Raw genomic sequence first — 22,776 nt, forward strand, 5'->3', positions numbered from 1 at the left:
AAAGCCGGGGCGCCGGCACCAAGCTCGACCTGACCGGCACCGCCCTGCTCAGCCTCGGCCTGTTCGGCGTGGTCCTCGGGTCACCGGGCCCGTTCCACCCGTCGTTCGTCCCAGACCGGCTCCGCCGTCTCGCGGACCCGGCCGTCGCTGCCGAAGACCAGGTAGCGGTCGAAGGAGCGGGCGAACCAGCGGTCGTGGGTGACCGCGAGGACCGTGCCGTCGAAGGCTTCCAGGCCCTCCTGGAGGGCTTCGGCGGACTCCAGGTCGAGGTTGTCGGTGGGCTCGTCGAGCAGCAGGGCCGTGACGCCCTGGAGCTCCAGCAGGAGGATCTGGAAGCGGGCCTGCTGGCCGCCGGAGAGCCGCTCGAAGGTCTGCTCGGCCTGGTTCGTCAGCTCGTAGCGGCGCAGCCGGGACATCGCGGCGCCCCGGTCCTGGGCGTGTTCCTTCCACAGGATGTCCAGGAGGGTGCGGGCTTGCAGCTCGGGGTGGGCGTGCGTCTGGGCGAAGTGTCCCGGCACCACGCGCGCGCCGAGCTTCCACATCCCCGTGTGGGCCACGTCCTCGCCGGCCAGCAGCCGCAGGAAGTGCGACTTGCCGGAGCCGTTGGAGCCGAGGACGGCGACCCGCTCGCCGTAGAAGACCTCCAGGTCGAACGGGTTCATCAGGCCGGTCAGTTCGAGGCCTTCGCAGGTGACGGCCCGCACCCCGGTACGGCCGCCCTTCAGGCGCATCCTGATGTCCTGCTCGCGCGGCGGCTCCGGCGGCGGGCCCGCCTCCTCGAACTTGCGCAGCCGGGTCTGGGCGGCCTGGTAGCGGGAGGCCAGCTCGTGGCTGATGCTGGCCGCCTGACGGAGGTTCAGGACGAGCTTCTTCAGCTGGGCGTGCTTCTCGTCCCAGCGGCGGCGCAACTCCTCGAAGCGGGCGAAGCGTTCACGCCGGGCCTCGTGGTACGTGGCGAAGCCGCCGCCGTGCACCCAGGCGTCGGCACCCGCGGGGCCCGGCTCGACGGAGACGATCTTCTCGGCTGCGCGGGCGAGGAGTTCACGGTCGTGGGAGACGAACAGGACCGTCTTGCGGGTCTCCTTGAGGCGCTCCTCCAGCCAGCGCTTGCCGGGCACGTCGAGGTAGTTGTCGGGCTCGTCCAGCAGCAGTACCTCGTCGGTGCCGCGCAGCAGCGCCTCCAGCACCAGACGCTTCTGCTCGCCACCGGACAGGGTGCGCACCTGGCGCCACTGCGCCTTCTCGTACGGCACGCCGAGCGCGGCCGTGGTGCACATGTCCCACAGCGTCTCCGCCTCGTAGCCGCGCACCTCGGCCCAGTCGGACAGGGCCTGCGCGTACGTCAGCTGGGCGGCCTCGTCGTCGACGGTCATCAGGGCGTGCTCGGCCTTGTCGACGGCCTGGGCCGCCTCACGGATCCGCGGCGGCGCCACGGACACCAGCAGGTCCCGTACGGTCGTCTCGTCCCGTACGGATCCCACGAACTGGCGCATCACGCCGAGGCCGCCGCTGACGGTGACCGTCCCGCCGTGCGGTTTCAGCTCGCCGGCGACCATCCGCAGCAGGGTCGTCTTGCCGGCGCCGTTGGGTCCGACGAGGGCCACGACGGCCCCTTCGCCGACCCTGAAGGACACATCGCCGAGCAGTGCCCTCCCGTCGGGGAGGTAGTACTCGAGGTGCGCTGCTTCCAGGTGTCCCATGGGAAGCCAGTCTGCGGTCGCCGGACCGCTCCGACAAGCGGATTTCCCACCGGTCCGGCACCCGGACGGTGCCGTGACAGCGCGTGTGGGGCCGTACAGGTTCCGTGCCGGCCGGGGTACACGCACGGCATGAAACCCGACGTCGACCTCACCGCCCTGAAGCCCGGCCCCCACGCCCTGCGCGACCGGCTGCTGGCCCTGGACTGCCGGCTCTTCGAGTTCGCCGCCGAACGTCACTGGCCCGGCGCGGAGCGCGTCCTGCCGCGGCTGAGCCGGAGCGCCAACCACGGGGTGCTGTGGTTCGCGACGGCGGCCGCGATGGCCGCGAGCCGCACCCCGCGCGCCCGCCGGGCCGCCGCGCGGGGCCTGGCCTCGCTGAGCCTGGCCTCCCTGGCCATCAACACCCTCGGCAAGCGGTCGGTGCGCCGGACGCGGCCCGTGCTGGACCCGGTTCCGCTGGGCCGGCAGCTGAAGCGGCAGCCGATCACCACGTCGTTCCCGTCCGGTCACTCCGCCTCCGCCGCCGCGTTCGCGGCCGGGGTCGCCCTGGAGTCGCCGGCCTGGGGCGCGGCGGTGGCGCCGGTCGCGTTCTCGGTGGCCGCCTCCCGTGTCTACACCGGCGTCCACTTCCCGAGCGACGTGCTGGCCGGTGCCGCGCTGGGCGTCGGCGCCGCGTTCGCCGTACGGCGTCTGGTGCCGACCCGGGCGCAGGTCCTGCCGTCGGCCCGGCCGCACCCGGAGGTGCCCGCGCTGCCGGACGGCGAGGGGCTGGTGATGGTCGCGAACACCGGCTCGGGCACCGCCGACCGGGTCCGCGCGCTGCGCGCGGGCCTGCCCGCGGCCGAGATCGTGGAGTGCGAGCCGGCCGACGTACCGGCGGAGCTGGAGAAGGCGGCGGCCCGGGCCCGGGTGCTCGGGGTGTGCGGCGGCGACGGCACGGTCAACACCGCCGCCGGGATCGCCCTGCGCCACGGCCTGCCCCTCGCGGTGCTGCCCGGCGGCACGCTGAACCACTTCGCCTACGACCTCGGCGTGGAGGGGGTCCGCGATCTGAGCCGGGCCGTCCAGGAGGGCGAGGGCGTGCGGGTGGACGTGGGCCGGTTCACCAGCGGCCCGCAGGAGGGCATCTTCCTCAACACCTTCAGCCTGGGCGTGTATCCCGAGCTGGTGCGCGAGCGGGAGCGCTGGTCGTCCCGGATCGGCGGCTGGCCGGCCGGGGTGCTCGCGGCGCTGCGGGTGGTGCGCGCCGACCGGCATCCGCTGGAGGCCCGGTTCCGCGGCGAACCGCGGCCGCTGTGGCTGGTGTTCGTCGGCAACGGCACGTACCACCGGATGGGTCTCGCGCCCGGCCGCCGGCTCGACCTGGCGGACGGTCAGCTCGACGTCCGGGTCGTGCACGGCGGGCGCCGGCCCGCCGCGCGGCTGCTCGCCGCCGCCCTCGCCGGACCGCTGACCCGCTCCCCGGCCCACGCGGCGGTCCAGGTCGGCCGTCTCCACCTGGCGGGCGTCGCACCGGGCACGCTGCTGGCGTACGACGGCGAGGTCACCGAGGTGGCGGGCGAGGTGACGCTGGAGAAGCTGCCGCAGGCACTCACCGTCTACCGGCCGCGGCCCGCCACCTGACCCTCCGTCAGTCCGTATCGCAAGACACCTGGTCTCAGCATGCGACATGCGCGCGTACGGTGATCCGTATCGCCTCAGGGGCCGCACGGCCCTTGTGCGCCGGTACACCGAGAGGGGACCAGCCATGTCCGAGGTACGGGAGACCGCCGTCTACACGCACGGGCACCACGAGTCGGTGCTGCGGTCGCACACCTGGCGCACCGCCGCCAACTCGGCGGGATACCTGCTCGGTTCACTGCGACCGCACATGCGGGTCCTGGACATCGGCTGCGGACCCGGCACGATCACCGCCGACCTGGCGGAACTGGTCCCCGACGGGCACGTCACCGGCGTCGACCAGGCGCCGGGCATCCTGGACCAGGCCCGGGCCACGGCCGCCGGACGCGGTCTGACGAACGTCGACTTCGCGGTCGCCGACGTGCACGCGCTGGACTTCCCGGACGACACCTTCTGCGTGGTCCACGCCCATCAGGTGCTCCAGCACGTCGGCGACCCGGTGCGGGCGCTGCGCGAGATGCGGCGGGTCACCGCGCCCGGCGGTCTCATCGCCGTCCGCGATTCGGACTACGCGGCGATGACCTGGTATCCCGGCTCCCCCGGAATGGACGACTGGCTGGACCTGTACCGCCGGGTGGCCCGCGCCAACGGCGGCGAGCCGGACGCCGGGCGCCGGCTGAAGGCATGGGCGCTGCGAGCGGGCCTGACGGACGTCAGGGCGACCTCCGGCACCTGGACCTTCGCCACCGCCGGTGAGCGGGCCTGGTGGAGCGGCCTGTGGGCGGACCGCACGATGGCCTCCACCTACGCCGAACGGGCCGTGACGGGCGGGCACGCGACGGCGGAGCGACTGCGGGCCGTCTCAGCGGCGTGGCGGGAGTGGGGGACGCGGGAGGACGGGTGGTTCAGTGTCCTCCACGGAGAGATCCTGTGCCGGAAGGAAGCCTGATCCCGTACTTCCGGGCACCCCGGAATGGACGACCTCGGGCGGGGGCAGGAGTCGCTGGTACAGGTGGTGAGGTGAACCCGCGGGCCCCGGGAGTGAACCCGGGGCACGGGATCACTCCCGGGGAAGCAGCGGTCCGAGCGGCCCGAGGTCCAGATTCAGGTCCTCCGGCCGCAGTCCGTAGCGCTCCCGCAGCTCGGTCATGCGGTCGTCGAGCAGCATCAGGGTGAGCCCGATGCGCTCCTCCTGCTCCTCGTCGAGATCGCCCGCGTCGAACCGGCGCAGCGCCTGCCGCTCCATGAGCTGGCGCAGCAGTTCCACCACGGTCAGCACCAGCTTGACCAGGTCCCGCTCGACGGTGTCGGGCTCCAGGTCCAGCCGGTTGCGGTCCACCGGGTTGCGGCGCTCGCTCACGACGACTCTCCCCACGGCGACGGCACCTGTTCGTTCACCGAGCTGATCAGCGCGTTCAGGTCGATGCGGACGAGGTCGACGTCCGCGATGCGCAGGGTGATGTCGCCGGTGATGACGACCCCGCCGGCCAGCAGCCGGTCGAGGAGGTCCACCAGGGCGACCTCACGCCGCTCGATCACCGTCACCGGCCCTCCTCCCCCGCGAAGGAATAGGCGGCCCAGGGACCGGTGAGTTCCACCCGCATTCCCGGGGCCTCGTCCTTCGTGCGGTCCACCATCTCCACGAATTCCTCGGAATCGGAGCGCGGCACGAGATAAGCCGCGTTGAGCACGTTCTGTCCCGAGGCACCGGAGAGAGCGGGGTTCTGGGGGGCGTGCAGCCGGGAATCCTCGGCGAACGCGGAGAGGCTCTCGTGGAGCCGGCCGGCGAAGGCCTCCGCCTGCTGCCACATGTCCTCGTGCGTCCGCACCCGCATGCGGCGCTGGCGCAGGTAGTCCCGGCCCGACGCGGCCTTCTCCGCCGGAGGACCGCTCTCCTCGGCGGTCTGCGGCTCCGCGTACACCTTGACGCCCCACTCGACCCGCCCCTCCAGGCGGTCGAGGGTGCTCCGGAAGCCGTCCTCACGCTCCTCGATCATCACGCGGACCCCGCTGTCGTCGCGGAAGACGGTGCCCAGCCGCAGCGGCAGCGGGGTGGTGACGACGGTGAGCGCGTCGATCACGCCCTGGTGGGCGCGGGCGGTCGCGGTCAGCCAGTCCAGGTCCTCCAGATGACGGCGGAGCGGTTCCTCGGCGAAGTCCCGCTCCGGCACATGGCTGACCACGGCCACCAGATCGTGGTGACGCAGCAGTCTGGGCGGATCGCCGGCCACTCCCGTCAGCTGGGACTGCAACGGGGAGCCGAAGGGGCGGCAGACGGCATACACGTACCGCAGTCCGGTCATGACGGCTCCTCCTCCTTGGCGCGGGAGGGCTCGAGCTGCTCCAGCCGCTCGAGCCGTTCCCGCAGCTCGGCGTTCTCCCGGGCGAGCTCGTCGCGCCGGGCGCGGGTGGACAGCGCCGGGTCGTCCTCCCACCAGTCGATACCCATCTCCTTCGCCTTGTCCACCGAGGCGACGATCAGCCGCAGCTTGATCGTGAGAAGTTCGATGTCGAGCAGGTTGATGCGGATGTCACCGGCGATCACGATGCCCTTGTCGAGGACGCGCTCCAGGATGTCCGCGAGGTTGGCGCCGCCGCCCTGCCCGTAGGGCTCGGGCAGGCGGCTCGGCATGCTCATCGCCGGCTCCCGCGGTCGGCGTCGGCGTACTCCTCTTCCTCGTCCTGCGCCGCCTCCGCCTCGGGCTCCTCGGCGTCCTCGTCCTCGTACTCGTCGTACTCGTCCTCGGTGCCCTTCTCCTGCTCGCCCTCCTCCGCGGTCTCGTCCTCGGCGTAGGGACCCTCGTCCTCTTCCTCCTCGTCCTCGTACGCCTCGGCGTCCTCGGTGTCCTCGGTGTCCTCGTCCGTCTCCTCCGCCTGGGCGGCCTCCTCCTCCTCGGCCACGACCTCGTCGTGGCCGCGGACGACCTCGCCGTCGCGGATCTCGCCGCGCCAGCCGTCCTCGGCCTCACCCTTGAGCGTGATGAAGCGGACGTAGTTCTTGAGGTCGAGCCGGGCCCGGCGGCCCTGGGCGCGCCATATGTTGCCGGTCTTCTCGAACAGACCCTTGGGGTAGTACTCGATCACCAGCAGCACGCGGGTGAGGTTGTCGGCGAGCCGGTGGAAGGTGACGACACCCTTCGTGGTGCCCTTGGCGCCCTCCGAGGTCCAGGAGATCCGGTGGTCCGGCACCTGCTCGGTGGTCTTCGCCTTCCAGCTGCGGTTGGACCAGAAGACCTTCATCTGCCAGTCGGAGGTCGTGTCGTCGGCGCGGTTCGCGCTCTTGACGCCCTTCGCGAAGGTGCTGAAGTCCTGGTACTGGGTCCACTGGTCGTAGGCCGTGCGCAGCGGCACACCCACGTCGACGGACTCCATGATGACGGTGGGCTTCTTGCCCGCCCCGCCCTTGTTCTTGCCCTTGCCGCCGCCGAGGCCCTTGAAGGCGCTCACCACCTTGTCCTTGGCCCGCGAGGCACCGAGCTCCACCGCGCTGCGCACGGGCCCCTTGCCCTCGGCCAGCTTGCGGCCGCCGTCGAGGGCGAGCTTGGCGAAGCCGGGGCTGTTGCCCTCGGCGATGTCGTTCAGCTTCCCCGTGGTCTGGCCGAGCTTGTGGCCGACCCCGACCAGCATGCGCTGGACCTGGGCGGCGAGATACTCCTGCACCTCCGCCTTCAGCCGGTCGGCGGCCTCGCTCTTGGCCACGTCCGTGATGGGGTTGTTCTTCGTCGCCTTGTCGGTGACGCCCCGCGCCGCTCCGAGTGCCTCGGTCATCACTCACCGCCTCCCTTCGGGAGCCGGTTCCGGGTCCCGCGGCCGGCATCCCGGGCCGCGGCGGTCTTCTTGCCGGCGGTCCGCTTGGACGCGGTCTTCTTGGCCGCCGTCTTCTTCGCGGGCTCCCCCTTGGCCGGGGCCCTCTTGGCCGGGGCCTTCTTGGCCGCCGGCCTACGGCGGGGCTCGGGCTCCTCATCGGCCTCGTCCGCCTGCTCGGCCTCGGGCTCCTCGTAGTCCTCCTGAGGCTCTTCGTCCTCGAAGTCCTCGGCCCGGTCGTCGTCCTCGGCCCGGTCGTCGTCCTTGGACCCGAGGTCCGGGACCACACCCGAGAGCTGGTCGCGGACCTGGGCGGTACGGCCGTGCAGCCGGTCGGCGATGGCGTCGATCTGCCGCTCGACCATGGCGCCCGAGGCCGCCTTGCCGACACCGCGCAGGTCGACGCGGAGCTGGTCCCCGATCTCCTTGAACTGCGGATTGTTCTTCAGCTGCCCGGACACCAGTTCCGCGACGGCCTTCGGAGTCAGATTCATCCGCTTGCCCGCCACGAAGGTGCCGACGGCGACCGCCAGTTTCAGTTTCTTCGTACGTCCGAGGACGTAGCCGGCCCCTATCGCGAGGCCCAGTCCCACTCGGTTCATCGTGTCGTCCCGTCGCCTGTCCCCGCGCCACCGCGCAGGCCGATCTCCAGCCGGTCGAGGAGGTCGTCCTCCTGTCGGTCGAACTCCTCCTCGTCTATCTCGCCCGCCTCCAACCGCTCCTCCAGCTGAGCGAGTTCGGCCCTGACCGTGGCCGGGTCGTAGTAGAGGCGTTCCGCCTCGCGCAGTACCTGTCTGATCACCCAGCCGCTGCCGCGCACGGGTGCGAACGGCAGCAGGAGGACCTCTCCGATGAGTCCCACCGCACCTCATCCCTCCACGTGGCCCTGGCCGGCCGCGCTGTCCGCCGGCTCGGCGGGTCCGGGGTCGACGAAGCTGTACGGCGGCAGCGGGCCGTTGACGCGCAGTTCGAGGTGCGGATGACCCTTGCGGATCTCCTCCACCGCGTTCAGGAACTCCGCGGCCGAGTCACGGCCCACCAGGAACGACACGTTGGCGAGCCAGCCGCTGGACTCCGGGCCCACGCTGATCGCCTCGGCGAGCGGTTCCAGGGCACGCTGCACCTCGCCGGAGTCCTCGGCCTCCCGGGCCTTGACCGCGGCGACGACCATCTCGCCGAGTTGCAGCTTCTGCTCGTAACTGCCGCCGCCCGACTGCCGGTTGGCCTCGGTCAGGGCGCGGATCTCCGGGCTCTCGGACATCACGCGGTGCAGTACGGCCTCTTCGTCGTGCGTGGCCTTGACGTTGTACTCGACCTTGCCGTCGAGCGTCCGCAGCCGCTCCTGGTAGTGGTCGGCGCGCTCGGCGAGCACCCCGGTGACCGTGCCGTCGTCCGGGGCGACGCTGCCGAACCGCATGGGCAGGATGCAGCCCTCCGCGCCCACCTCGCTCAGCACGTTCTGATGGGCGAGGAGGTCCTTGCGCTTGGGCCGCAGCCCCTCGGGGGCGTCGCTGACGACGGCCGCCAGCTCGCCCTCCCGCAGGATGCGCACGGGAAGCGGCGGATCACCGACGCCCGCCATGCCCTCGGGCAGCCCGGGATGGGACGAGGCCGTGATGCCGTAGACGTAGGTGCTCACTCCTCTTCGTCCTTCCTGCGCGCGGCGGTGGACTTGCGGGCGCGGGGCCGGGACTCGGTCTGGCCCTCCTCGCGCGCCTGCTTGAAGGCGCCGGAGATGGTGTCGGCCGCACCGGAGAGCGCGCCCTTGGACTTGCCGCGGGCGCCGGACTCGGTGATCTGGCCGACCATGTCGGGCAGGCCGGGGCTCTTGCGCGGCCCTGCCTCCAGGTCGAGCCGGTTGCACGCCTCGGCGAAGCGCAGATACGTGTCCACGCTGGCCACCACGACCCGGACGTCGATCTTCAGGATCTCGATGCCGACCAGGGAGACCCGTACGAACGCGTCGATGACAAGCCCCCTGTCGAGGACGAGTTCCAGCACGTCGTAGAGGCCACTGCTGCCGCCTCCGCCGCCGCTCTGCTGAGCCGGGACAACGGTCATGTCGACCGCGCCTCCTTGTCTGTGGGTTGGTATGCGGGTTGGTATGCGGGTTGGTGCTGTTCAGCTGGGCGGCCCTACCGGCCGCCGGACCTGTGGGGGTCGGCCCGCCCGCGTTCGTAGCGTCGAACGCGCCGATAACCGGTGAGCTCGCCCTCCGGGTCGAGCTCGACCTGGTAAGTCGCCATCAGGCTCATCGTGTCGGGCACGCGGGCCAGTTCGAGGACTTCGACCTCGAGCGACCAGCCGTCCTCGGTCTGTTCGAAGGACGACACGTTCTCCGCGGACATGCCGGTCAGCTCCCCGAGCTGGGTGCACGCGTCGCGCAGCACCTCCATGGGGCGCGGGCGTCGTCTCCTCGTCGCACTCCCCCCTGTGTCCTTTTCCTCCCCTTCGGGGGGACCCTGTGAATCGTGTGCGTCTGATGTGTTTTTTGTGTTCGACATCGCCACCTCTTACTTCGGGTGGCCGCTCGTTCGTTGGCCAAACCTTCAGCGTGGCATCAACGCGTTCAGTCGGCGGCGTGCCGGTCCCAGGGCGCGGCCCCTGCGCATCACATCGGCCCACGGGTCGGTGCGGGCCTGCTCGACAGCGTCGGCGATGGTCCAACGCCGGGCGTCCAGGCCGGGATCGTCCAGCTGGGACCAGGCGAGGGGGGTGGCCACCGGGGCGCCCGGTCTGGCGCGGACCGTGTAGGGGACGACCGCGGTCTGGGCGTAGGCGTTGCGCTGGATGTCCAGGTAGAGCCGGTCACCGCGGTCCTTCTTGCGGGCCGCGGTGGTGAGTTGACCGGGGTGGCCGGCCACGAGGGTGTCGGCCACCTCCCGGGCGAACTCCCGCACCTCGTCGAAGTCATGGCGGCCGGCGACCGGCACCACCACGTGCAGGCCCCGTGAGCCGGTGGTCATCAGCGCCGAGGGCAGGTGCAGTTCGTCGAGCAGTTCACCCAGCAGCAGAGCCGTCTCCCGTACCACCGCGAAGTCCTCCCGGGAGTCCCCGGGCGGGTCGAGGTCGAAGACCATCCGGTCCGGCCGCTCGACGCGGCCGGCACGGGACAGCCAGCGGTGCAGGGTGAGGGCGGCCTGGTCGGCGAGGTACAGCAGGGTGGCGGTGTCGTCGCACACGGTGTGGCGGACGGTGCCGCCCTCCTTGGCGACCTCGACGCGAGTGATCCACTCAGGGGAGGAGTCCGGGGTGTTCTTCTGCATGAACCGGGGGCCGCCGACGCCGTCCGGATGCCGCTCCAGCATCAGGGGGCGGCCCCGCAGGTGCGGCAGCATGAACGGGGCGACGGACCGGTAGTAGTCGACCAGGTCGCCCTTGGTGTACTCCTTCGCGCCGCCGCCCCCGGGGAAGAGGATTTTGTCCGGGCGATGCACCCGCACCGTGCGCCGGCCGGCCCGGACGGTGCGCGGTCCCTCGCCGCTCACCGCACGACGGACGGTGCGCGGTCCCTCGCCGCTCACCGCACGACCGCCTCCTCCACCAACAGCTTCCCGGCCGCCGCGATCGACTCGGCGTCGATGCCCGCGGCGTGCAGCTGCTCCTCCGGGGATCCCGAGCCCGGCATCGAGCGGACGGCCAGGCGCACCAGACGCGGCACGGGCCGCCCGTCGGCGAACGCGTCGAGGACGGCGTCGCCGAGGCCGCCCTCCTCGTGGTGGTCCTCCACGGTCAGCAGGCAGCCGGTCTCCTCGGCGGCCCGGCGCAGGGTGGGCCGGTCGACGGGCTTGACCGAGTACAGGTCGATCACCCGGACGCTGATGCCCTCCCCCGCGAGCGCGTCGGCGGCGGCCAGTGCCTCGTGCACGGTGACGCCCGCGGCGACGATCGTCATCCGGTCCTGCCCGGAGGAGCGCAGCACCTTGCTGCCGCCGATCGGGAACTCCTCGTCGGGCCCGTAGATCACCGGGCTCTCGCCGCGCGAGGTGCGCAGATAGCGGACGCCCTCCAGACCCGCCATCGCGGCGACGAGACGAGCCGTCTGGTTGGCGTCGCACGGGTACAGCACGGTCGAGCCGTGCACCGCCCGCATCATCGCCAGGTCCTCCAGACCCATCTGGCTGGGCCCGTCCTGCCCGATCGCCACACCCGCGTGAGAGCCGATCAGGTTGATGCCGGAGCCGCTGATGGACGCCATGCGGATGAAGTCGTACGCGCGGGTGAGGAAGGCCGCGAAGGTGGTGGCGTACGGCACCCAGCCGCGCGCGGCGAGTCCGACGGCGACGGCGACCATCTGCTGCTCGGCGATGTAGCACTCGAAGTAGCGGTCGGGGTGTTCCTTGGCGAAGAACTCCGCGCGCGTGGAGTCGCCGACCTCGCCGTCCAGGGCGACGACGTCACTGCGTCCGGTGCCGAGCGCGGCGAGCGCCTGCCCGAAGGCGTTGCGGGTGGCGACCTCGTCACCGCCCTTGTCGAAGCGGGGCAGTTCGAGGTTCCCGGCGTGCACGGCGTGCAGCATGCGGACGGTCGGCGGCTCGTTCACCTGGAGGCGCAGGTCGCGGGGCCCGCCGAGTTCGGCGATCGCGTCGTCGGCGTTCTTCAGCGGCTTGCCGTGCAGGCCCTCGCGGTCCTCGACGTCGGCGACTCCCTTGCCCTTGAGGGTGCGGGCGAGGATCGCGGTCGGCTGGCCCTTGGTGGAGACGGCCTCGCCGTACGCCCGGTCGATCGCGTCGACGTCATGGCCGTCCACCTCGACGGTGTGCCAGCCGAAGGCCTGGAAGCGGCGGGCGTAGGCGTCGAGGTCGTGGCCGTGCCGGGTCGCGCCGCGCTGGCCGAGCCGGTTCACGTCGACGACGACGGTGAGGTTGTCGAGGTGCTCGTGTCCGGCCTGTTCGGCGGCCTCCCACACCGATCCCTCGGCCATCTCGCTGTCGCCGCACAGCACCCACACGCGGTAGCCGGTGCGGTCCAGCCGCTTCTCGGACAGCGCGATGCCGACGCCGACCGGCAGTCCCTGCCCGAGCGAGCCGGTGGCCGTCTCCACCCACGGCAGTTGCCGGGGCGTGGGGTGCCCTTCGAGCCGGCTGCCGAGCGTGCGGAAGGTGAGCAGTTCCTCGTCGTCGACGGCGCCGACCGCCTTGTAGACGGAGTACAGCAGGGGCGAGGCGTGCCCCTTGGACAACACGAAACGGTCGTTGCCGGGGTGGGCGGGGCGGTCGAAGTCGTAGCGGAAGTGGTGGGCGAAGAGGACGGCCATCAGGTCGGCGGCGGACATCGAGGACGTCGGGTGCCCGGAGCCGGCGGCGGCCGAGGCGCGCACGCTGTCGACGCGCAACTGCTGGGCCAGTTCGACGAGTTCACCGGTGTTCATGAGTCTCCTTCCGCGGGGGTGACGTCAGGTGTGCCGTCGGTCCGCTTGACGGGGCCGGGAGCCCGGTCGGGCTCACCGCCGGTGTTGTCCTGGTTCCCGGCGGGTTCGCCGCCGGGTTGGTTCTTCACGGGCTCGGGACCCGGCTGGTTCTTCGCGGGCTCAGGGCCCGGCTGGTTTCTCGCGGGCTCAGGGCCCGGCTGGTTTCTCGCGGGCTCGGGGCCCGGGTGGCTGCCGGCGGGCTCGGAGCCCGGGTCGGGGCCCGTCGAGTCCTCCGCGTCCCTCCCCGGCCTTGCCCCGGGACACGCGGGACAGCTCGCGGGCGGTCCGGTACCCGGCGAAGCCGGTACCGGCGATCACGATGCGGGGTCGACTCACGGTTCGCCTCCGGCGCTGTCGCGTACCTCGGGAGACTTCCGCGTCCCCCTGGTCAGGTCAGCCAAACGTCCGCCGGGGCGCCGCCGCGGCCGGTGTTCGCCCGGTTTCCGCCGTGGCCGCCGGGTACCCGGGACGGCGAACCACCCGCCCACTCCGTGGAGGCACACCCCCCATGCCCGAATACGGTTACTTCCTCTCGTGCGAGCAGTACGGTCCCGCCGAGCTCGTCGAGCAGGCGCGCATGGCCGAACAGGCCGGGTTCCAGGCCCTGTGGATCTCCGACCACTACCACCCGTGGAACGACGCGCAGGGCCAGAGCCCGTTCGTCTGGTCGGTGATCGGCGCCCTGTCGGAGGCCGTGTCCCTGCCGATCGAGACGGCGGTGACCTGCCCGACCGTACGGATGCATCCGGCGGTGGTGGCGCAGGCCGCGGCGACCAGCGCGGTGATGACGAACGGCCGTTTCCGGCTGGGCGTCGGCACCGGCGAGGCGCTCAACGAGCACATCCTGGGCGACGCCTGGCCGCCCGCGCACGTCCGGCTGGAGATGCTGGAGGAGGCCATCCAGGTGATGCGGCGGCTGTTCACCGGCGAGGAGGTCAGCCACCACGGCACGCACTACACGGTGGAGAACGCCCGCCTGTACACCGTCCCCGACGAGCCCGTCCCGATCGACGTCTCCGGCTTCGGGCCCGCGGCCACCCAGCTCGCCTCCCGGGTGGCCGACGGCTACATCACCATCCAGCCGGACGCGGCGATGGTGGAGCAGTACCGCAAGGGCGGAGGCGGCGGAAAGCTCGTCAGCGGCGGCACCAAGGTCTGCTACGACACCGACAAGGACGAGGCCGTACGGACCGTGCACCGGCTCTGGGCCAACGAGCAACTGCCCGGCGAGCTGGGCCAGGTGCTGCCCTCGCCCAAGCACTTCGAGCAGGCGCAGTCGCTGGTCACCGAGGACATGGTCCGCCAGAACCGGGTGTGCGGCGACGACGTGGAGGAACACGTCGCGGAACTCAAGCAGTTCGCCGACGCGGGCTTCGACGTCGTCTACGTCAACCAGATCGGCCCCGACCTGCGCGGCTTCTTCGACTTCTACCGCACGAAGGTGCTGCCGCAGCTCCAGGGCGGCTGAGGACCCGCCGGACGACGAGACTCGGGGGCTCTCGGGGGCCGGGGGCTTCCCCGGCCCCCGAGAGCCCCCGAAGCGGCCCCCGAAGTCCCCGAAGCCCGGAACGGAGTTACCGTCCGTCACGCTGGCAACCGCCCGCCGGCAACCGCCCCCCGCGGATGCGGCGCACCACGCGTCACGCCCGGTGGTGCGGCTGCTCGGGGACGCTGCCGTCGGGCCGCGGCGCGGCCGGGGTCCCGGACGCGCCGGGGGCCGGGGCGCCTACCTGGGGAGCCACGGGCGGCATCGGCGGGTACGACAGGTCGGTGGCGCCCGGCGAGCCGGACGGCAGCGTGCCGCCGGCGCCCGGCCGGTGACCGCTCGCGGTGGGGCCGGATCCCTGCGGGTGCGACGGCCGGGACGCGGAGGGACGGGCGGCGCCGCGCAGCACGTAGGCGACGACGCCGAGGATCGCCGCGGTGATCAGTGCGGCGGCCCAGTCGGGCAGGACGAGGGCGAGCGCCAGTCCGGCGGCGAGCGCGAGGGCCGCGCCCGCGTACAGGGCGACGGTGCCGGAGGCGGCGTACAGCATGGCCCTACGGCGCTGCTTGCGGCTCTGTTCGCGCAGTTCCTCGCGGATGGTCTCGCGCGCGACCTGCGCCACCTCGTCGACCAGGTGCTTGTCCAGCTGCTCCAAGCGGTCCATGGCCGCCGGGTACCCCCGGCCACCGGCGCGTAACGCTTCCGGCGGGGCGCCTGCCGTCGGGGAGAGGGGATCGTGTGAAACGATCTCCGCGCCCCGCCGGCCCCAACTAGGCTTTCCCGCATGGACATTCTGGGAGCCACGCTGCGCGTCTGCGTCGACGACCTGGAGACCGCGGTCCCCTTCTACGAACGGCTCGCGGGCGGCACCGCCCTGCGCTTCGAACGCGGCGGCGTCCAGGTCGCCGCGGTCGGCTGCTTCCTGCTGATGAGCGGACCCCAGGCCGAGCTGGACGTGTTGCGCAAGGTCGCCGCCACGATCGCGGTCAAGGACGTCGACGAGGCGCACCGGGTGCTGACGGAACTCGGCGCCCGTGTCATCGCGGGCCCGGTCGCGACGCCGGCGGGCCGCAACCTGATCGCGATGCACCCGGACGGGGCGGTGTACGAGTACGTGGACCGCGGCGGCGTGTAGCGCTTTCCGGCCCGGCGCCGGGTCGCGGCGTGCTTCCGGTCCGGCGCCGCGTCGCGGCGCGCTTCCGGTCCCGTGCCCGGTCGCCGCGTGGCGATCAGCCGGCCGGCCGCATCTCGGCGGTGATCGCCCACCGCTCGTGGTCCCGCCAGGCCCCGTCGACGAAGATCATGTCCGGCGAGAAGCCCTCCAGCCGGAACCCGCAGGCCTTGGCCAGCGCGATGGACGCGGCATTGCCGGGCTGCACGTTGATCTCCAGCCGGTGCAGCCGCATCGGCCCGAACGCGTACCCGACCACGAGGTCGAGCCCCTCCCGCATCAGCCCGCGCCCGGCTGCGTGCGCGAACGCGCCGTAGCCGAGCGCCCCGCACTGGAATCCGCCCTGGACGATGTTGTTGATGTTGATGAACCCGGCGATGGCCCCGGCGACGGCTCCGCCCGGCTCCGGTGCCTTCTCGCACACCAGGAACCCGGCCTTGGCCGGATCCTCGATCAGCCGCCCCGCGTACGCGGTGTACGCGCCGGGGCTGTCCGGCGGAAACAGCCACGGCCGGTGCAGTTCCCTGCTCTCCCTGGCCCGGGCCGTGAACTCGGCGCCGTCCTCGTAGGTGAAGTGCCGCAGGCCCACGCGCGGGCCTTCGGCGAGATAGCGGGAAACATGGTGAGGCACCCCGCCACCCTACGGCTCACCCGCCCGCATCAGCGCAGCGCCGGTTCGTCGAGCGTCAAGGTGCCCGCGTCGGCGTCGAGCTCGGCGGCGACACCGAAGGGAACCGTCGACGCCCCCTCGCAGTGCCCGAACCCGAACTCCTCCAGGACGGGCACGCCCAGGCCGCCGAGCCGGTCGGCGAGGACCGCCCGCAGGTCGGCGTACGGACCGCAGTCGGTCCAGGAGCCGAGCGCGATACCCGTGACGCCGTCGAGCCAGGCGCCGCGCAGCAGCTGGGTCAGCATCCGGTCGACGCGGTACGCCTGTTCGGCGACGTCCTCGATCAGCAGCAGCCCGCCGCGTGCCGTGGTGCGGGCGTGCGGGGTACCGAGGTCGGAGGCGAGCATGCTCAGACAGCCGCCCAGCGTGACCCCCCGGGCCCGTCCGGGGACCAGGGCGGTGCCCCGGGAGACGAGGGTGCGGACCGTCTCCGGAGCCAGCAGCGTGGCTCTGAGGTGCTCCTGCGCCCCCGCGTTCTTGATGAAGTCGACGCCGGCGGCCGCCGGTCCGTGCAGGGTGACCAGGCCCAGCCGGGTGGCGAACGCCTGGTGGAGCGAGGTGATGTCGCTGAAGCCCACGAACACCTTGGGCCCGGCCGCCCGCATCGCCTCCCAGTCCAGCAGGTCGGCCATCCGCTGTGCCCCGTAGCCGCCCCGCGCGCACAGCACCGCGTCCACGGCCGGGTCGCACCACGCGCTCTGCAGGTCGGCGGCCCGGTCGGCGTCCGTACCCGCCAGATAGGCGAACTCACCGTGCCGGTCCAGCACATGGGGGGCCACGATGGGGTCGAGGTCCCAGCCGCGCAGTACGTCGAGACCGGCCTCCAGCCGCTCCTCGGCGACGGGCCCGCTGGGCGCGACGACGGCGACCCGGGCGCCGGGGGCCAGCCGCACCGGCCGGACGAGTTCCTTCACCTGGTGAGCTCCAGTGTCGGGACGCCGGGCGGGTTCAGCCCGAACACCTGGGCGTACAGGGAGAGTTCGGACTCCAGCACGCGGATCATGGTCTCCGCCCGCCGGAACCCGTGGCCCTCCCCCTCGAACGTGAGGTACGCGTGCGGCACCCGGCGGCCCGCCATCCGGGCGAGGAACTCCTCGCACTGCGCGGGCGGGCAGATCACGTCGTCCAGTCCCTGCATCAGGACGAAGGGCGCGGTGATCCGGTCGGCGTGCTCGGCGGGCGAGCGCTGCACGTACCGGCCGGGGACCTCGTCGTAAGGTCCGACGAGACTCTCCAGGTACCGCGACTCGAAGTCGTGGGTCTGCCCCGCGCCCCAGCCGACCAGGTCGAGGACCGGGTAGAGGATCGTGCCGCAGGCGTAGAGGTCGGTCGCGACGAGCGAGGCGGCCGCGGTCCAGCCGCCCGCGCTGCCGCCGCGGATCGCCAGCCGGTCGCGGTCGGCGGTGCCCTCGTCGGCGAGCGCGAGCGCGACGGCCGCGCAGTCCTCGACGTCGACCACCCCCCACTGCTCGCGCAGCAGGTCGCGGTACGCCCGGCCATAGCCGGTCGAGCCGCCGTAGTTGACCTCGGCGACCCCGATGCCGCGTGAGGTGAAGTAGGCGATCTGGAGGTCGAGGACGAGCGGTGCGCGTCCGGTGGGGCCGCCGTGTGCCCACACCACGTACGGCGGCAGTTCCCCGCCGGGCGCGGCGCAGCCGGGGTGGTGCGGCGGGTAGACGTGGGCGTGGACCTCGCGTCCGGCGGGCCCGGTGAAAGTGCGGATCTGCGGTTCGGGGTAGTGGGCGGGGTCCACGGCGTCGTCGTGCGGGGCTCCGACCACCCGGGCCCGGCCGGTGCGGGTGTCCAGCTCGACCACCTCGTACGCGCTGCGCGGGCTGGCTCCGACGGTGACCACGCGGTCGCCGTGCGCCGCGAGGGTGGGCGTGAACTCGGTCCAGGGGCCGGCCGCGTCGACGAGTTCGCCGGTCTCCGGGTCGAGCACGCCGAGGGTGGTGGCGCCGCGGCCGTGCACGACGGCGACGAGTCCGCCCTCCAGCGGGGCGAACCAGCGGGACCCGAGCTGCCACAGGGGTCCGCCGAACTCCTCCTCGCGCGGGCAGAGCGGTTCGCCGTCGCGGTACAGGTTCCACCAGCCCGTGCGGTCGCTCGCGTACAGCAGACGGCCGTCCGCCGACCATTCGGCCTGCGCGACGGACTCCTCCGGTCCCCCGGCCACCGTCCGGGCCGGCCCGAAGGTGCCGTCGTCCGTGACGTCGGCGACGATCAGCTCGGTGCCGTCCCACGGCATGCGCGGGTGGTCCCAGGCGAGCCAGGCCGCCCGCCGCCCGTCGGGCGTGAGGCGGGCGCCGGTGACGAACCGGTGCCGGCCGTCGCTGAGTTCACGGACGCCGTGCCGGTCCCGGGCCGCCGAGCCGTCCAGCGGTACGGCGGCCAGGACCCGGCGTACGTCGGTGGGCCTCTCGCCGGTGAACTCCTCCAGCACGCACCACACTTCGCCGTGTGCGAGGCGCAGCTGCGGCTCCGCCCAGCGCAGTCCGCCGCCGACCGGGGAAAGAGGGGTGAGCGGGACCGGTTCGCCGCCCGGCCGGCAGCGGTACAGGCGCTGGTCGGCGAAGTGCACGAAGACGACGAGCGGTTCGCCGTCCACCACCGCTCCGGCCCAGGGATGGCCGCCGTACTCGATGACCCGGCTGCGCACGTTCCACGGGGCGGGCAGCACCGGCTCGCGCGTGCCGTCGGCGTGCCGGCGCACCAGGGTGCGCCGGCCGCCCTCGGTGGGCCGGGGCTCGGTCCACCAGGCCTCGTCACCGACGAAGCCCACGTACTCGGGGTGCCCGTCGTGCGCGGCGGCGAGCGCCGCGTCGATGGGCGAGGGCCAGGAACCGTACGCCAACGTCCGCACTTCGTCTCCCGGATGCCTAGGCCGTGCGCAGGAAGCGGTCGAGGACACGGACGCCGAAGTGCAGCGCCTCGACGGGCACCCGTTCGTCGACCCCGTGGAAGAGGGCCTGGTGGTCGAAGCCCTCGGGAAGTCTCAGCGGTGTGAAGCCGTAGCCGGTGATCCCCAGCCGTGAGAACTGCTTGGCGTCCGTGCCGCCGGACATGCAGTACGGCACCACGTGCCCCGCGGGCGCGAACTCCTCGACGGCGGCCCGCATCCGCGCGTACGTCGTCGAGTCCAGCGGTGCCTGGAGGGCGACCTCCCGGTGCTCGAACTCCCACTCCACGCCGGGTCCGGTGAGTTCGTCGAGGGTGGCGCGGAACTCGGCCTCGGTGCCGAAGAGGCAGCGTCCGTCGACATACGCCACGGCCTCCCCGGGAACCACGTTGATCTTGTAACCGGCGTCCAGCATGGTCGGGTTGGCGCTGTTGCGGACGGTCGCCTCGACGAGCTTCGCCGCCGGGCCGAGCTTGTCGAGCAGCGCGTCCACGTCGTGGAGGCCGGTGTCGAGGCCGTGCAGCGCGGCGAGTTCGGTGAGCGCGGCGCGCACGGTCGGGGTGAGCCTGAGCGGCCACTCGTGCTCGCCGATCCGGGTGATCGCGGCGGCGAGCCGGGTCACGGCGTTCTCCCGGTTCACCTTGGAGCCGTGGCCGGCCCGCCCGCGTGCGGTGAGCTTCAGCCAGGCGGTTCCGCGCTCGCCGGCCGCGATCGGGTACAGCTCCCGCCCGCTCCCGTCGTGGAAGGTGAACGCCCCCGACTCGCCGATGGCCTCCGTGCAGCCCTCGAACAGCCCGGGGTGCTCGTCGGCGAGGAATCCGGAGCCGTCCTCGGCGCTGGCCTCCTCGTCGGCGGTGAACGCGACGACGAGGTCCCGCCGGGGCCGTACGCCCTGGCGGGACCAGCCGCGGACGACGGCGAGGATCATCGCGTCCATGTTCTTCATGTCGACGGCGCCCCTGCCCCACACGACCCCGTCGCGGATCTCCCCGGAGAAGGGGTGCACGGTCCAGTCCCGGGCCTCGGCGGGCACGACGTCCAGGTGACCGTGGACGAGCAGGGCGTCCGCCGACGGGTCGGTGCCCCCGATCCGGGCGACGACGTTCGTGCGGCCCCGGGTGCGTTCCAGCAGGACGGGGTCCAGGCCCGCCCCGGCGAGCCGTTCGGCGGCGTACTCGGCGGCGGGGCGCTCCCGGCAGTCACCGCCGCCGCGATTGACGGTGTCGATGCGGATGAGGCCGGAGGTGAACTCGACGACCTCGTCCAGTCCCTGCTGGTCAGCCATACTGCTCCTCCACGGCGGCCGAGACGATCGTGGTCACCGCCTTGAACGTGCGGATCCCCTCGTACATGGTGCCGCTGGTGTACGCCACCTTCCGCTCGCCGATCCGCGCCACGCCCGGCACGACGGTGGCGGCCATCGCCAGGTGCTCGGCGTCGAACTCCAGTGCCACGGTGAACGGTCCGCCCCGCACCGGTTCCTGACGGACCGCCAGGGCCGTGGCCGCCTTGGCCGCCGCCCGGATGTCGGCGGCGGTCCTGGCCGGCGTACGGCACACGGCCGCATAGCGCGACACATGGTCCTTGACGGCGACCTTCAGCGCCTCGGGGGCGTAGCCGAGCGCGTCCTCGCAGGCCACGTCGTCTCCGGTGACCAGCACGACCGGCACCCCGTACTCGGCGACGACATGGGCGTTGAGCAGGCCCTCGCTCGCCCGTACGTCGTTCAGCCACACGCCGGTGACGGAGTTGGCGAGGTAGGTGTGCGCGAGGACGCCCTCCGCGCCGGCGCCCGCGTGGTAGCCGACGAAGGCGATGCCGTCCACGTCGCCGTGCTGCACGCCCTCCACCATGGACAGCGACTTGTGGCGGCCGGTGAGCATCTGGGCCCGCTCGTCGAGCTGTTCGAGGAGCAGGTTGCGCATGGACCAGTGGGCCTCGTTGATCAGGACCTCGTCGGCGCCGCCGTCGAAGAACCCGAGGACGGCGGCGTTGACGTCCGAGGTGAACATCGAGCGGCACCGCTCCCACTGCGGGGTCCCCGGCAGCACGTCGGCCGGCCAGGTCACCCCGGTGGCGCCCTCCATGTCGGCGCTGATCAGGATCTTCATGCTCCGTCACGTTACGCGCCGCAGGCGGAACCGGCCAGGAAGCGCGGGCACCCGCGCCGGGGCGCGGGCCGGGTGGCCTGCCGCCGCGGCCGCACGACCGGCTGACGGCCGGCACTGAGACGGTTCGCCCTCGGGCTCCGGAGGGCGAACCGCCTCTTCGCGCGGGGTCAGAGGGAGACCGCGACGGCGTCGTACGTCGTCTCGGGCGTCGGGGTCGTGGTGAAGCGGGCGTTGACCAGGTACAGCCGGTCGCCGAAGCGGGCGGCCGTGGTGGGCACGTCGAAGCGCGGGTCGGTGATCGTCCTGCGCAGGGTCGCCGTGGTGGCCGTCCTGTCGAGGTCCCAGACACTGACCAGGTTCAGGCGGTTCTGTACGACGTACAGGGTGCGGCCGACGCGCCACAGACCGTCGCCGTTGACGACGGTGTCCTGGCCGGCCAGCGTGATCCTGGTGGCGTGTCCCGTCCTGAGGTTCACGTGGTACAGCTCGCCCGGCGTGCTCTTGACGACGATCAGACCGCGGCCGTCCGGGGTGCCGACGATGCCGTTGGCGTTGTTGACGTCGGGCAGCTGCGTCCAGTCGCCGGTGAGCGGCAGGGCGCGGACGGCGCCGGCCCGGCCGCCGCGCGGGACGCTGTGGAGCACCGCGTCGCGCGAGTCGGTGAACCAGGCGCGGTCGCCGAGCAGGGTGACGTCGTTGATGAAGTGGCCGGTGGCCGGGGTCAGTCGGTACGTGGCGAGGAGTTCACCGGAGCGGGAGTCGTGGACCCGGCCGACACCGGTGTTCCCGGCGACGTACAGCAGGCCCGCGCGGTCGTCGACCTTCAGGCCGACCGAGATCAGGCCGGTGCCGCCCGCGAAGAGGACCTTGCCCTCACCGGTGCGCAGGTCGGTGCGGTAGATGGCGCCGTTGGCGCGCGATCCCAGGTAGGCGTACGGCTTGCTGCCGATGGCGATGCCCTCGGGGAGCCAGCCGTTCGGGAGCGGGAACCGGGTCGGCCAGGCCGTGTCCGGGGTCGCGCTCGCCGTACCGGCGCCGACCGTCACGGCCAGGGCGGCCAGGGTCGCGCCGCCGAGCACGGCACGCCGGGTCGGGCGGGGGTGGGTCGGGGTCATGGTGGGGACCTCCATGGCGTTGGTCGCGCTGACAGGAACGACAACAATCACGTTGACGAGGGCGCCTGTTGGCAACGTCCCGGCGCTTTGGGGGGTTCCCCGCGGCCCCGGCCGCCCCTGCGGTCACGCCGTGCGGCCCGCCATCAGCCACGCGGACCACCGCGCGGGCCCGGCCGGCCTGGGCCGGGTCGAGGGGCAGCCGCCATTCGGCGACGTCGTCGGGCGTGATGCCGTTGAGGCGGGCCGGCAGCAGGGCCACGTCGTCCTTGCGGCCGCCGCGCGTGTTGAGGGCGCGGATGGGTCCCTCGGCGGACGGCTGTCGTACCCGGCGGCGGGCCGCGCCCGGCTCACCGTGCCGGGGAGCGACCGCGTCGACGTCCTGTGGTGGGCCTACCCGCTGGTCGGCCCCGGACGGGAGCGGCTGCTCGTCCTCGCCGCGGACGCGGGCGGACTGCGGCGGGCAGGCCCCGAGGAGAACCTGAGCGGAGCCCGCCTCCTGCGGACCGTACGCGGCCTACGACGGCCTCGGCCCCGGCCTGAAGTCGTGTTCGGGGAGCGCCCAGGAGACGGGCAGCAGATCGGCCGCCGGCCTGCCGATCGCGTCCTGCTCGGCGACGGCGAACAGGCGCCGGGCGCCGCTGCTCCAGTGGGACACCAGGCCGTCACGGTCCACCACGACCACGGCCAGCGGGATGCGCCCCGGCTCGGTGTCCCGTGCCGTGCCGTTGCCGGCGCCGAGACGGGAAGGAGCTTCCCTGTCGGTGCCACGGTCCATGGCAGATGCCGGCCC

Annotated in this window: 24 protein-coding genes and 1 pseudogene; 4 read left to right on the plus strand and 21 right to left on the minus strand. The window is 72.8% G+C overall.

The genetic code is table 11. The features are described from left to right. Window positions 1-80: 80 nt before the first annotated feature. A complete protein-coding gene (locus ACWD0J_RS12890; protein ID WP_451495820.1) occupies window positions 81-1,700 on the minus strand; it encodes an ABC-F family ATP-binding cassette domain-containing protein in 1,620 nt (539 codons plus the stop codon). 129 nt (window positions 1,701-1,829) lie between these two features. Here ACWD0J_RS12890 and ACWD0J_RS12895 point away from each other — a divergent pair, with 129 nt between their 5' ends. After that, complete coding sequence (locus ACWD0J_RS12895; RefSeq protein WP_451495821.1) at window positions 1,830-3,323, plus strand: phosphatase PAP2 family protein; 1,494 nt, start codon at window positions 1,830-1,832, stop codon at window positions 3,321-3,323. Window positions 3,324-3,447: 124 nt separating this feature from the next. Next, window positions 3,448-4,269, plus strand: a complete 822-nt coding sequence (locus tag ACWD0J_RS12900; RefSeq protein WP_451495822.1) for a methyltransferase domain-containing protein — start codon at window positions 3,448-3,450, stop codon at window positions 4,267-4,269. A 111-nt stretch (window positions 4,270-4,380) separates the two neighbouring features. Here ACWD0J_RS12900 and ACWD0J_RS12905 read toward each other — a convergent pair whose 3' ends face one another. From ACWD0J_RS12905 to ACWD0J_RS12960, 12 genes are all read right to left on the minus strand, one after another. Then, a complete protein-coding gene (locus ACWD0J_RS12905; RefSeq protein ID WP_451495823.1) occupies window positions 4,381-4,680 on the minus strand; it encodes a gas vesicle protein K in 300 nt (99 codons plus the stop codon). Then, the gene (locus tag ACWD0J_RS12910) at window positions 4,677-4,865 is read right to left on the minus strand and encodes a gas vesicle protein (protein ID WP_286065636.1); all 189 of its coding nucleotides are present in this window, start codon (window positions 4,863-4,865) and stop codon (window positions 4,677-4,679) included. The genes ACWD0J_RS12905 and ACWD0J_RS12910 overlap by 4 nt, the downstream gene beginning before the upstream one ends. Further along, window positions 4,862-5,623, minus strand: a complete 762-nt coding sequence (locus tag ACWD0J_RS12915) for a GvpL/GvpF family gas vesicle protein (RefSeq protein ID WP_451495824.1) — start codon at window positions 5,621-5,623, stop codon at window positions 4,862-4,864. The genes ACWD0J_RS12910 and ACWD0J_RS12915 overlap by 4 nt, the downstream gene beginning before the upstream one ends. Continuing rightward, window positions 5,620-5,958, minus strand: coding sequence for a gas vesicle protein (locus ACWD0J_RS12920; RefSeq protein WP_451495825.1), 339 nt, complete (start codon window positions 5,956-5,958; stop codon window positions 5,620-5,622). The genes ACWD0J_RS12915 and ACWD0J_RS12920 overlap by 4 nt, the downstream gene beginning before the upstream one ends. Next, window positions 5,955-7,088: an SRPBCC family protein gene (locus ACWD0J_RS12925; RefSeq protein WP_451495826.1), complete on the minus strand. Its 1,134-nt coding sequence runs from the start codon at window positions 7,086-7,088 to the stop codon at window positions 5,955-5,957. Before ACWD0J_RS12925 ends, ACWD0J_RS12920 begins: the two co-directional genes overlap by 4 nt. Beyond that, window positions 7,088-7,726: a DNA primase gene (locus ACWD0J_RS12930; RefSeq protein ID WP_451495827.1), complete on the minus strand. Its 639-nt coding sequence runs from the start codon at window positions 7,724-7,726 to the stop codon at window positions 7,088-7,090. The genes ACWD0J_RS12925 and ACWD0J_RS12930 overlap by 1 nt, the downstream gene beginning before the upstream one ends. Then, entirely contained in the window at window positions 7,723-7,986 is a 264-nt protein-coding gene (locus tag ACWD0J_RS12935) for a gas vesicle protein GvpG (protein ID WP_451495828.1), read from the minus strand. The genes ACWD0J_RS12930 and ACWD0J_RS12935 overlap by 4 nt, the downstream gene beginning before the upstream one ends. A gap of 6 nt (window positions 7,987-7,992) precedes the next feature. Continuing rightward, complete coding sequence (locus ACWD0J_RS12940; protein ID WP_451495829.1) at window positions 7,993-8,763, minus strand: GvpL/GvpF family gas vesicle protein; 771 nt, start codon at window positions 8,761-8,763, stop codon at window positions 7,993-7,995. After that, the gene (locus ACWD0J_RS12945; RefSeq protein WP_451495830.1) at window positions 8,760-9,185 is read right to left on the minus strand and encodes a gas vesicle structural protein GvpA; all 426 of its coding nucleotides are present in this window, start codon (window positions 9,183-9,185) and stop codon (window positions 8,760-8,762) included. Before ACWD0J_RS12945 ends, ACWD0J_RS12940 begins: the two co-directional genes overlap by 4 nt. Before the next feature lie 74 nt (window positions 9,186-9,259). Continuing rightward, window positions 9,260-9,628, minus strand: a complete 369-nt coding sequence (locus tag ACWD0J_RS12950; RefSeq protein ID WP_451495831.1) for a gas vesicle protein GvpO — start codon at window positions 9,626-9,628, stop codon at window positions 9,260-9,262. A gap of 45 nt (window positions 9,629-9,673) precedes the next feature. After that, window positions 9,674-10,648 (minus strand): non-homologous end-joining DNA ligase, encoded by a 975-nt coding sequence (gene ligD / locus ACWD0J_RS12955; protein WP_451495832.1) that lies wholly within the window; start codon window positions 10,646-10,648, stop codon window positions 9,674-9,676. Continuing rightward, the gene (locus ACWD0J_RS12960) at window positions 10,645-12,495 is read right to left on the minus strand and encodes a transketolase (protein WP_451495833.1); all 1,851 of its coding nucleotides are present in this window, start codon (window positions 12,493-12,495) and stop codon (window positions 10,645-10,647) included. The genes ligD and ACWD0J_RS12960 overlap by 4 nt, the downstream gene beginning before the upstream one ends. Before the next feature lie 547 nt (window positions 12,496-13,042). Here ACWD0J_RS12960 and ACWD0J_RS12965 point away from each other — a divergent pair. Further along, window positions 13,043-14,002 carry an LLM class F420-dependent oxidoreductase gene (locus tag ACWD0J_RS12965; protein WP_451495834.1) on the plus strand — a complete coding sequence of 320 codons (960 nt, stop codon included), beginning with the start codon at window positions 13,043-13,045 and terminating at the stop codon, window positions 14,000-14,002. A gap of 172 nt (window positions 14,003-14,174) precedes the next feature. Here the strand turns inward: ACWD0J_RS12965 and ACWD0J_RS12970 are convergent, their stop codons facing one another. Further along, window positions 14,175-14,684, minus strand: a complete 510-nt coding sequence (locus ACWD0J_RS12970; RefSeq protein ID WP_451495835.1) for a phage holin family protein — start codon at window positions 14,682-14,684, stop codon at window positions 14,175-14,177. 120 nt (window positions 14,685-14,804) lie between these two features. On the opposite strand from ACWD0J_RS12970, the gene ACWD0J_RS12975 reads away from it, so the two are divergent. Further along, window positions 14,805-15,155 (plus strand): VOC family protein, encoded by a 351-nt coding sequence (locus tag ACWD0J_RS12975; protein WP_451495836.1) that lies wholly within the window; start codon window positions 14,805-14,807, stop codon window positions 15,153-15,155. A gap of 94 nt (window positions 15,156-15,249) precedes the next feature. Here ACWD0J_RS12975 and ACWD0J_RS12980 read toward each other — a convergent pair whose 3' ends face one another. The 7 genes and pseudogenes from ACWD0J_RS12980 to ACWD0J_RS13010 form a co-directional block, all read right to left on the minus strand. Beyond that, window positions 15,250-15,822 (minus strand): GNAT family N-acetyltransferase, encoded by a 573-nt coding sequence (locus tag ACWD0J_RS12980; protein WP_451495837.1) that lies wholly within the window; start codon window positions 15,820-15,822, stop codon window positions 15,250-15,252. A 29-nt stretch (window positions 15,823-15,851) separates the two neighbouring features. Continuing rightward, window positions 15,852-16,775, minus strand: a complete 924-nt coding sequence (locus ACWD0J_RS12985) for a S66 peptidase family protein (protein ID WP_451495838.1) — start codon at window positions 16,773-16,775, stop codon at window positions 15,852-15,854. Next, window positions 16,772-18,724 (minus strand): prolyl oligopeptidase family serine peptidase, encoded by a 1,953-nt coding sequence (locus ACWD0J_RS12990; RefSeq protein ID WP_451495839.1) that lies wholly within the window; start codon window positions 18,722-18,724, stop codon window positions 16,772-16,774. Before ACWD0J_RS12990 ends, ACWD0J_RS12985 begins: the two co-directional genes overlap by 4 nt. 16 nt (window positions 18,725-18,740) lie before the next feature. Continuing rightward, window positions 18,741-20,045: a M20/M25/M40 family metallo-hydrolase gene (locus ACWD0J_RS12995; protein ID WP_451495840.1), complete on the minus strand. Its 1,305-nt coding sequence runs from the start codon at window positions 20,043-20,045 to the stop codon at window positions 18,741-18,743. Further along, complete coding sequence (locus ACWD0J_RS13000) at window positions 20,038-20,871, minus strand: M55 family metallopeptidase (RefSeq protein ID WP_451495841.1); 834 nt, start codon at window positions 20,869-20,871, stop codon at window positions 20,038-20,040. The genes ACWD0J_RS12995 and ACWD0J_RS13000 overlap by 8 nt, the downstream gene beginning before the upstream one ends. 167 nt (window positions 20,872-21,038) lie before the next feature. Then, window positions 21,039-21,986 (minus strand): superoxide dismutase, encoded by a 948-nt coding sequence (locus ACWD0J_RS13005; protein ID WP_451495842.1) that lies wholly within the window; start codon window positions 21,984-21,986, stop codon window positions 21,039-21,041. A gap of 547 nt (window positions 21,987-22,533) precedes the next feature. Continuing rightward, window positions 22,534-22,761: pseudogene (locus ACWD0J_RS13010) on the minus strand (PAS domain-containing protein); the annotation flags it as partial. Window positions 22,762-22,776 lie beyond the last annotated feature (15 nt).

The sequence above is a fragment of the Streptomyces sp. NPDC003011 genome, assembly GCF_053591515.1.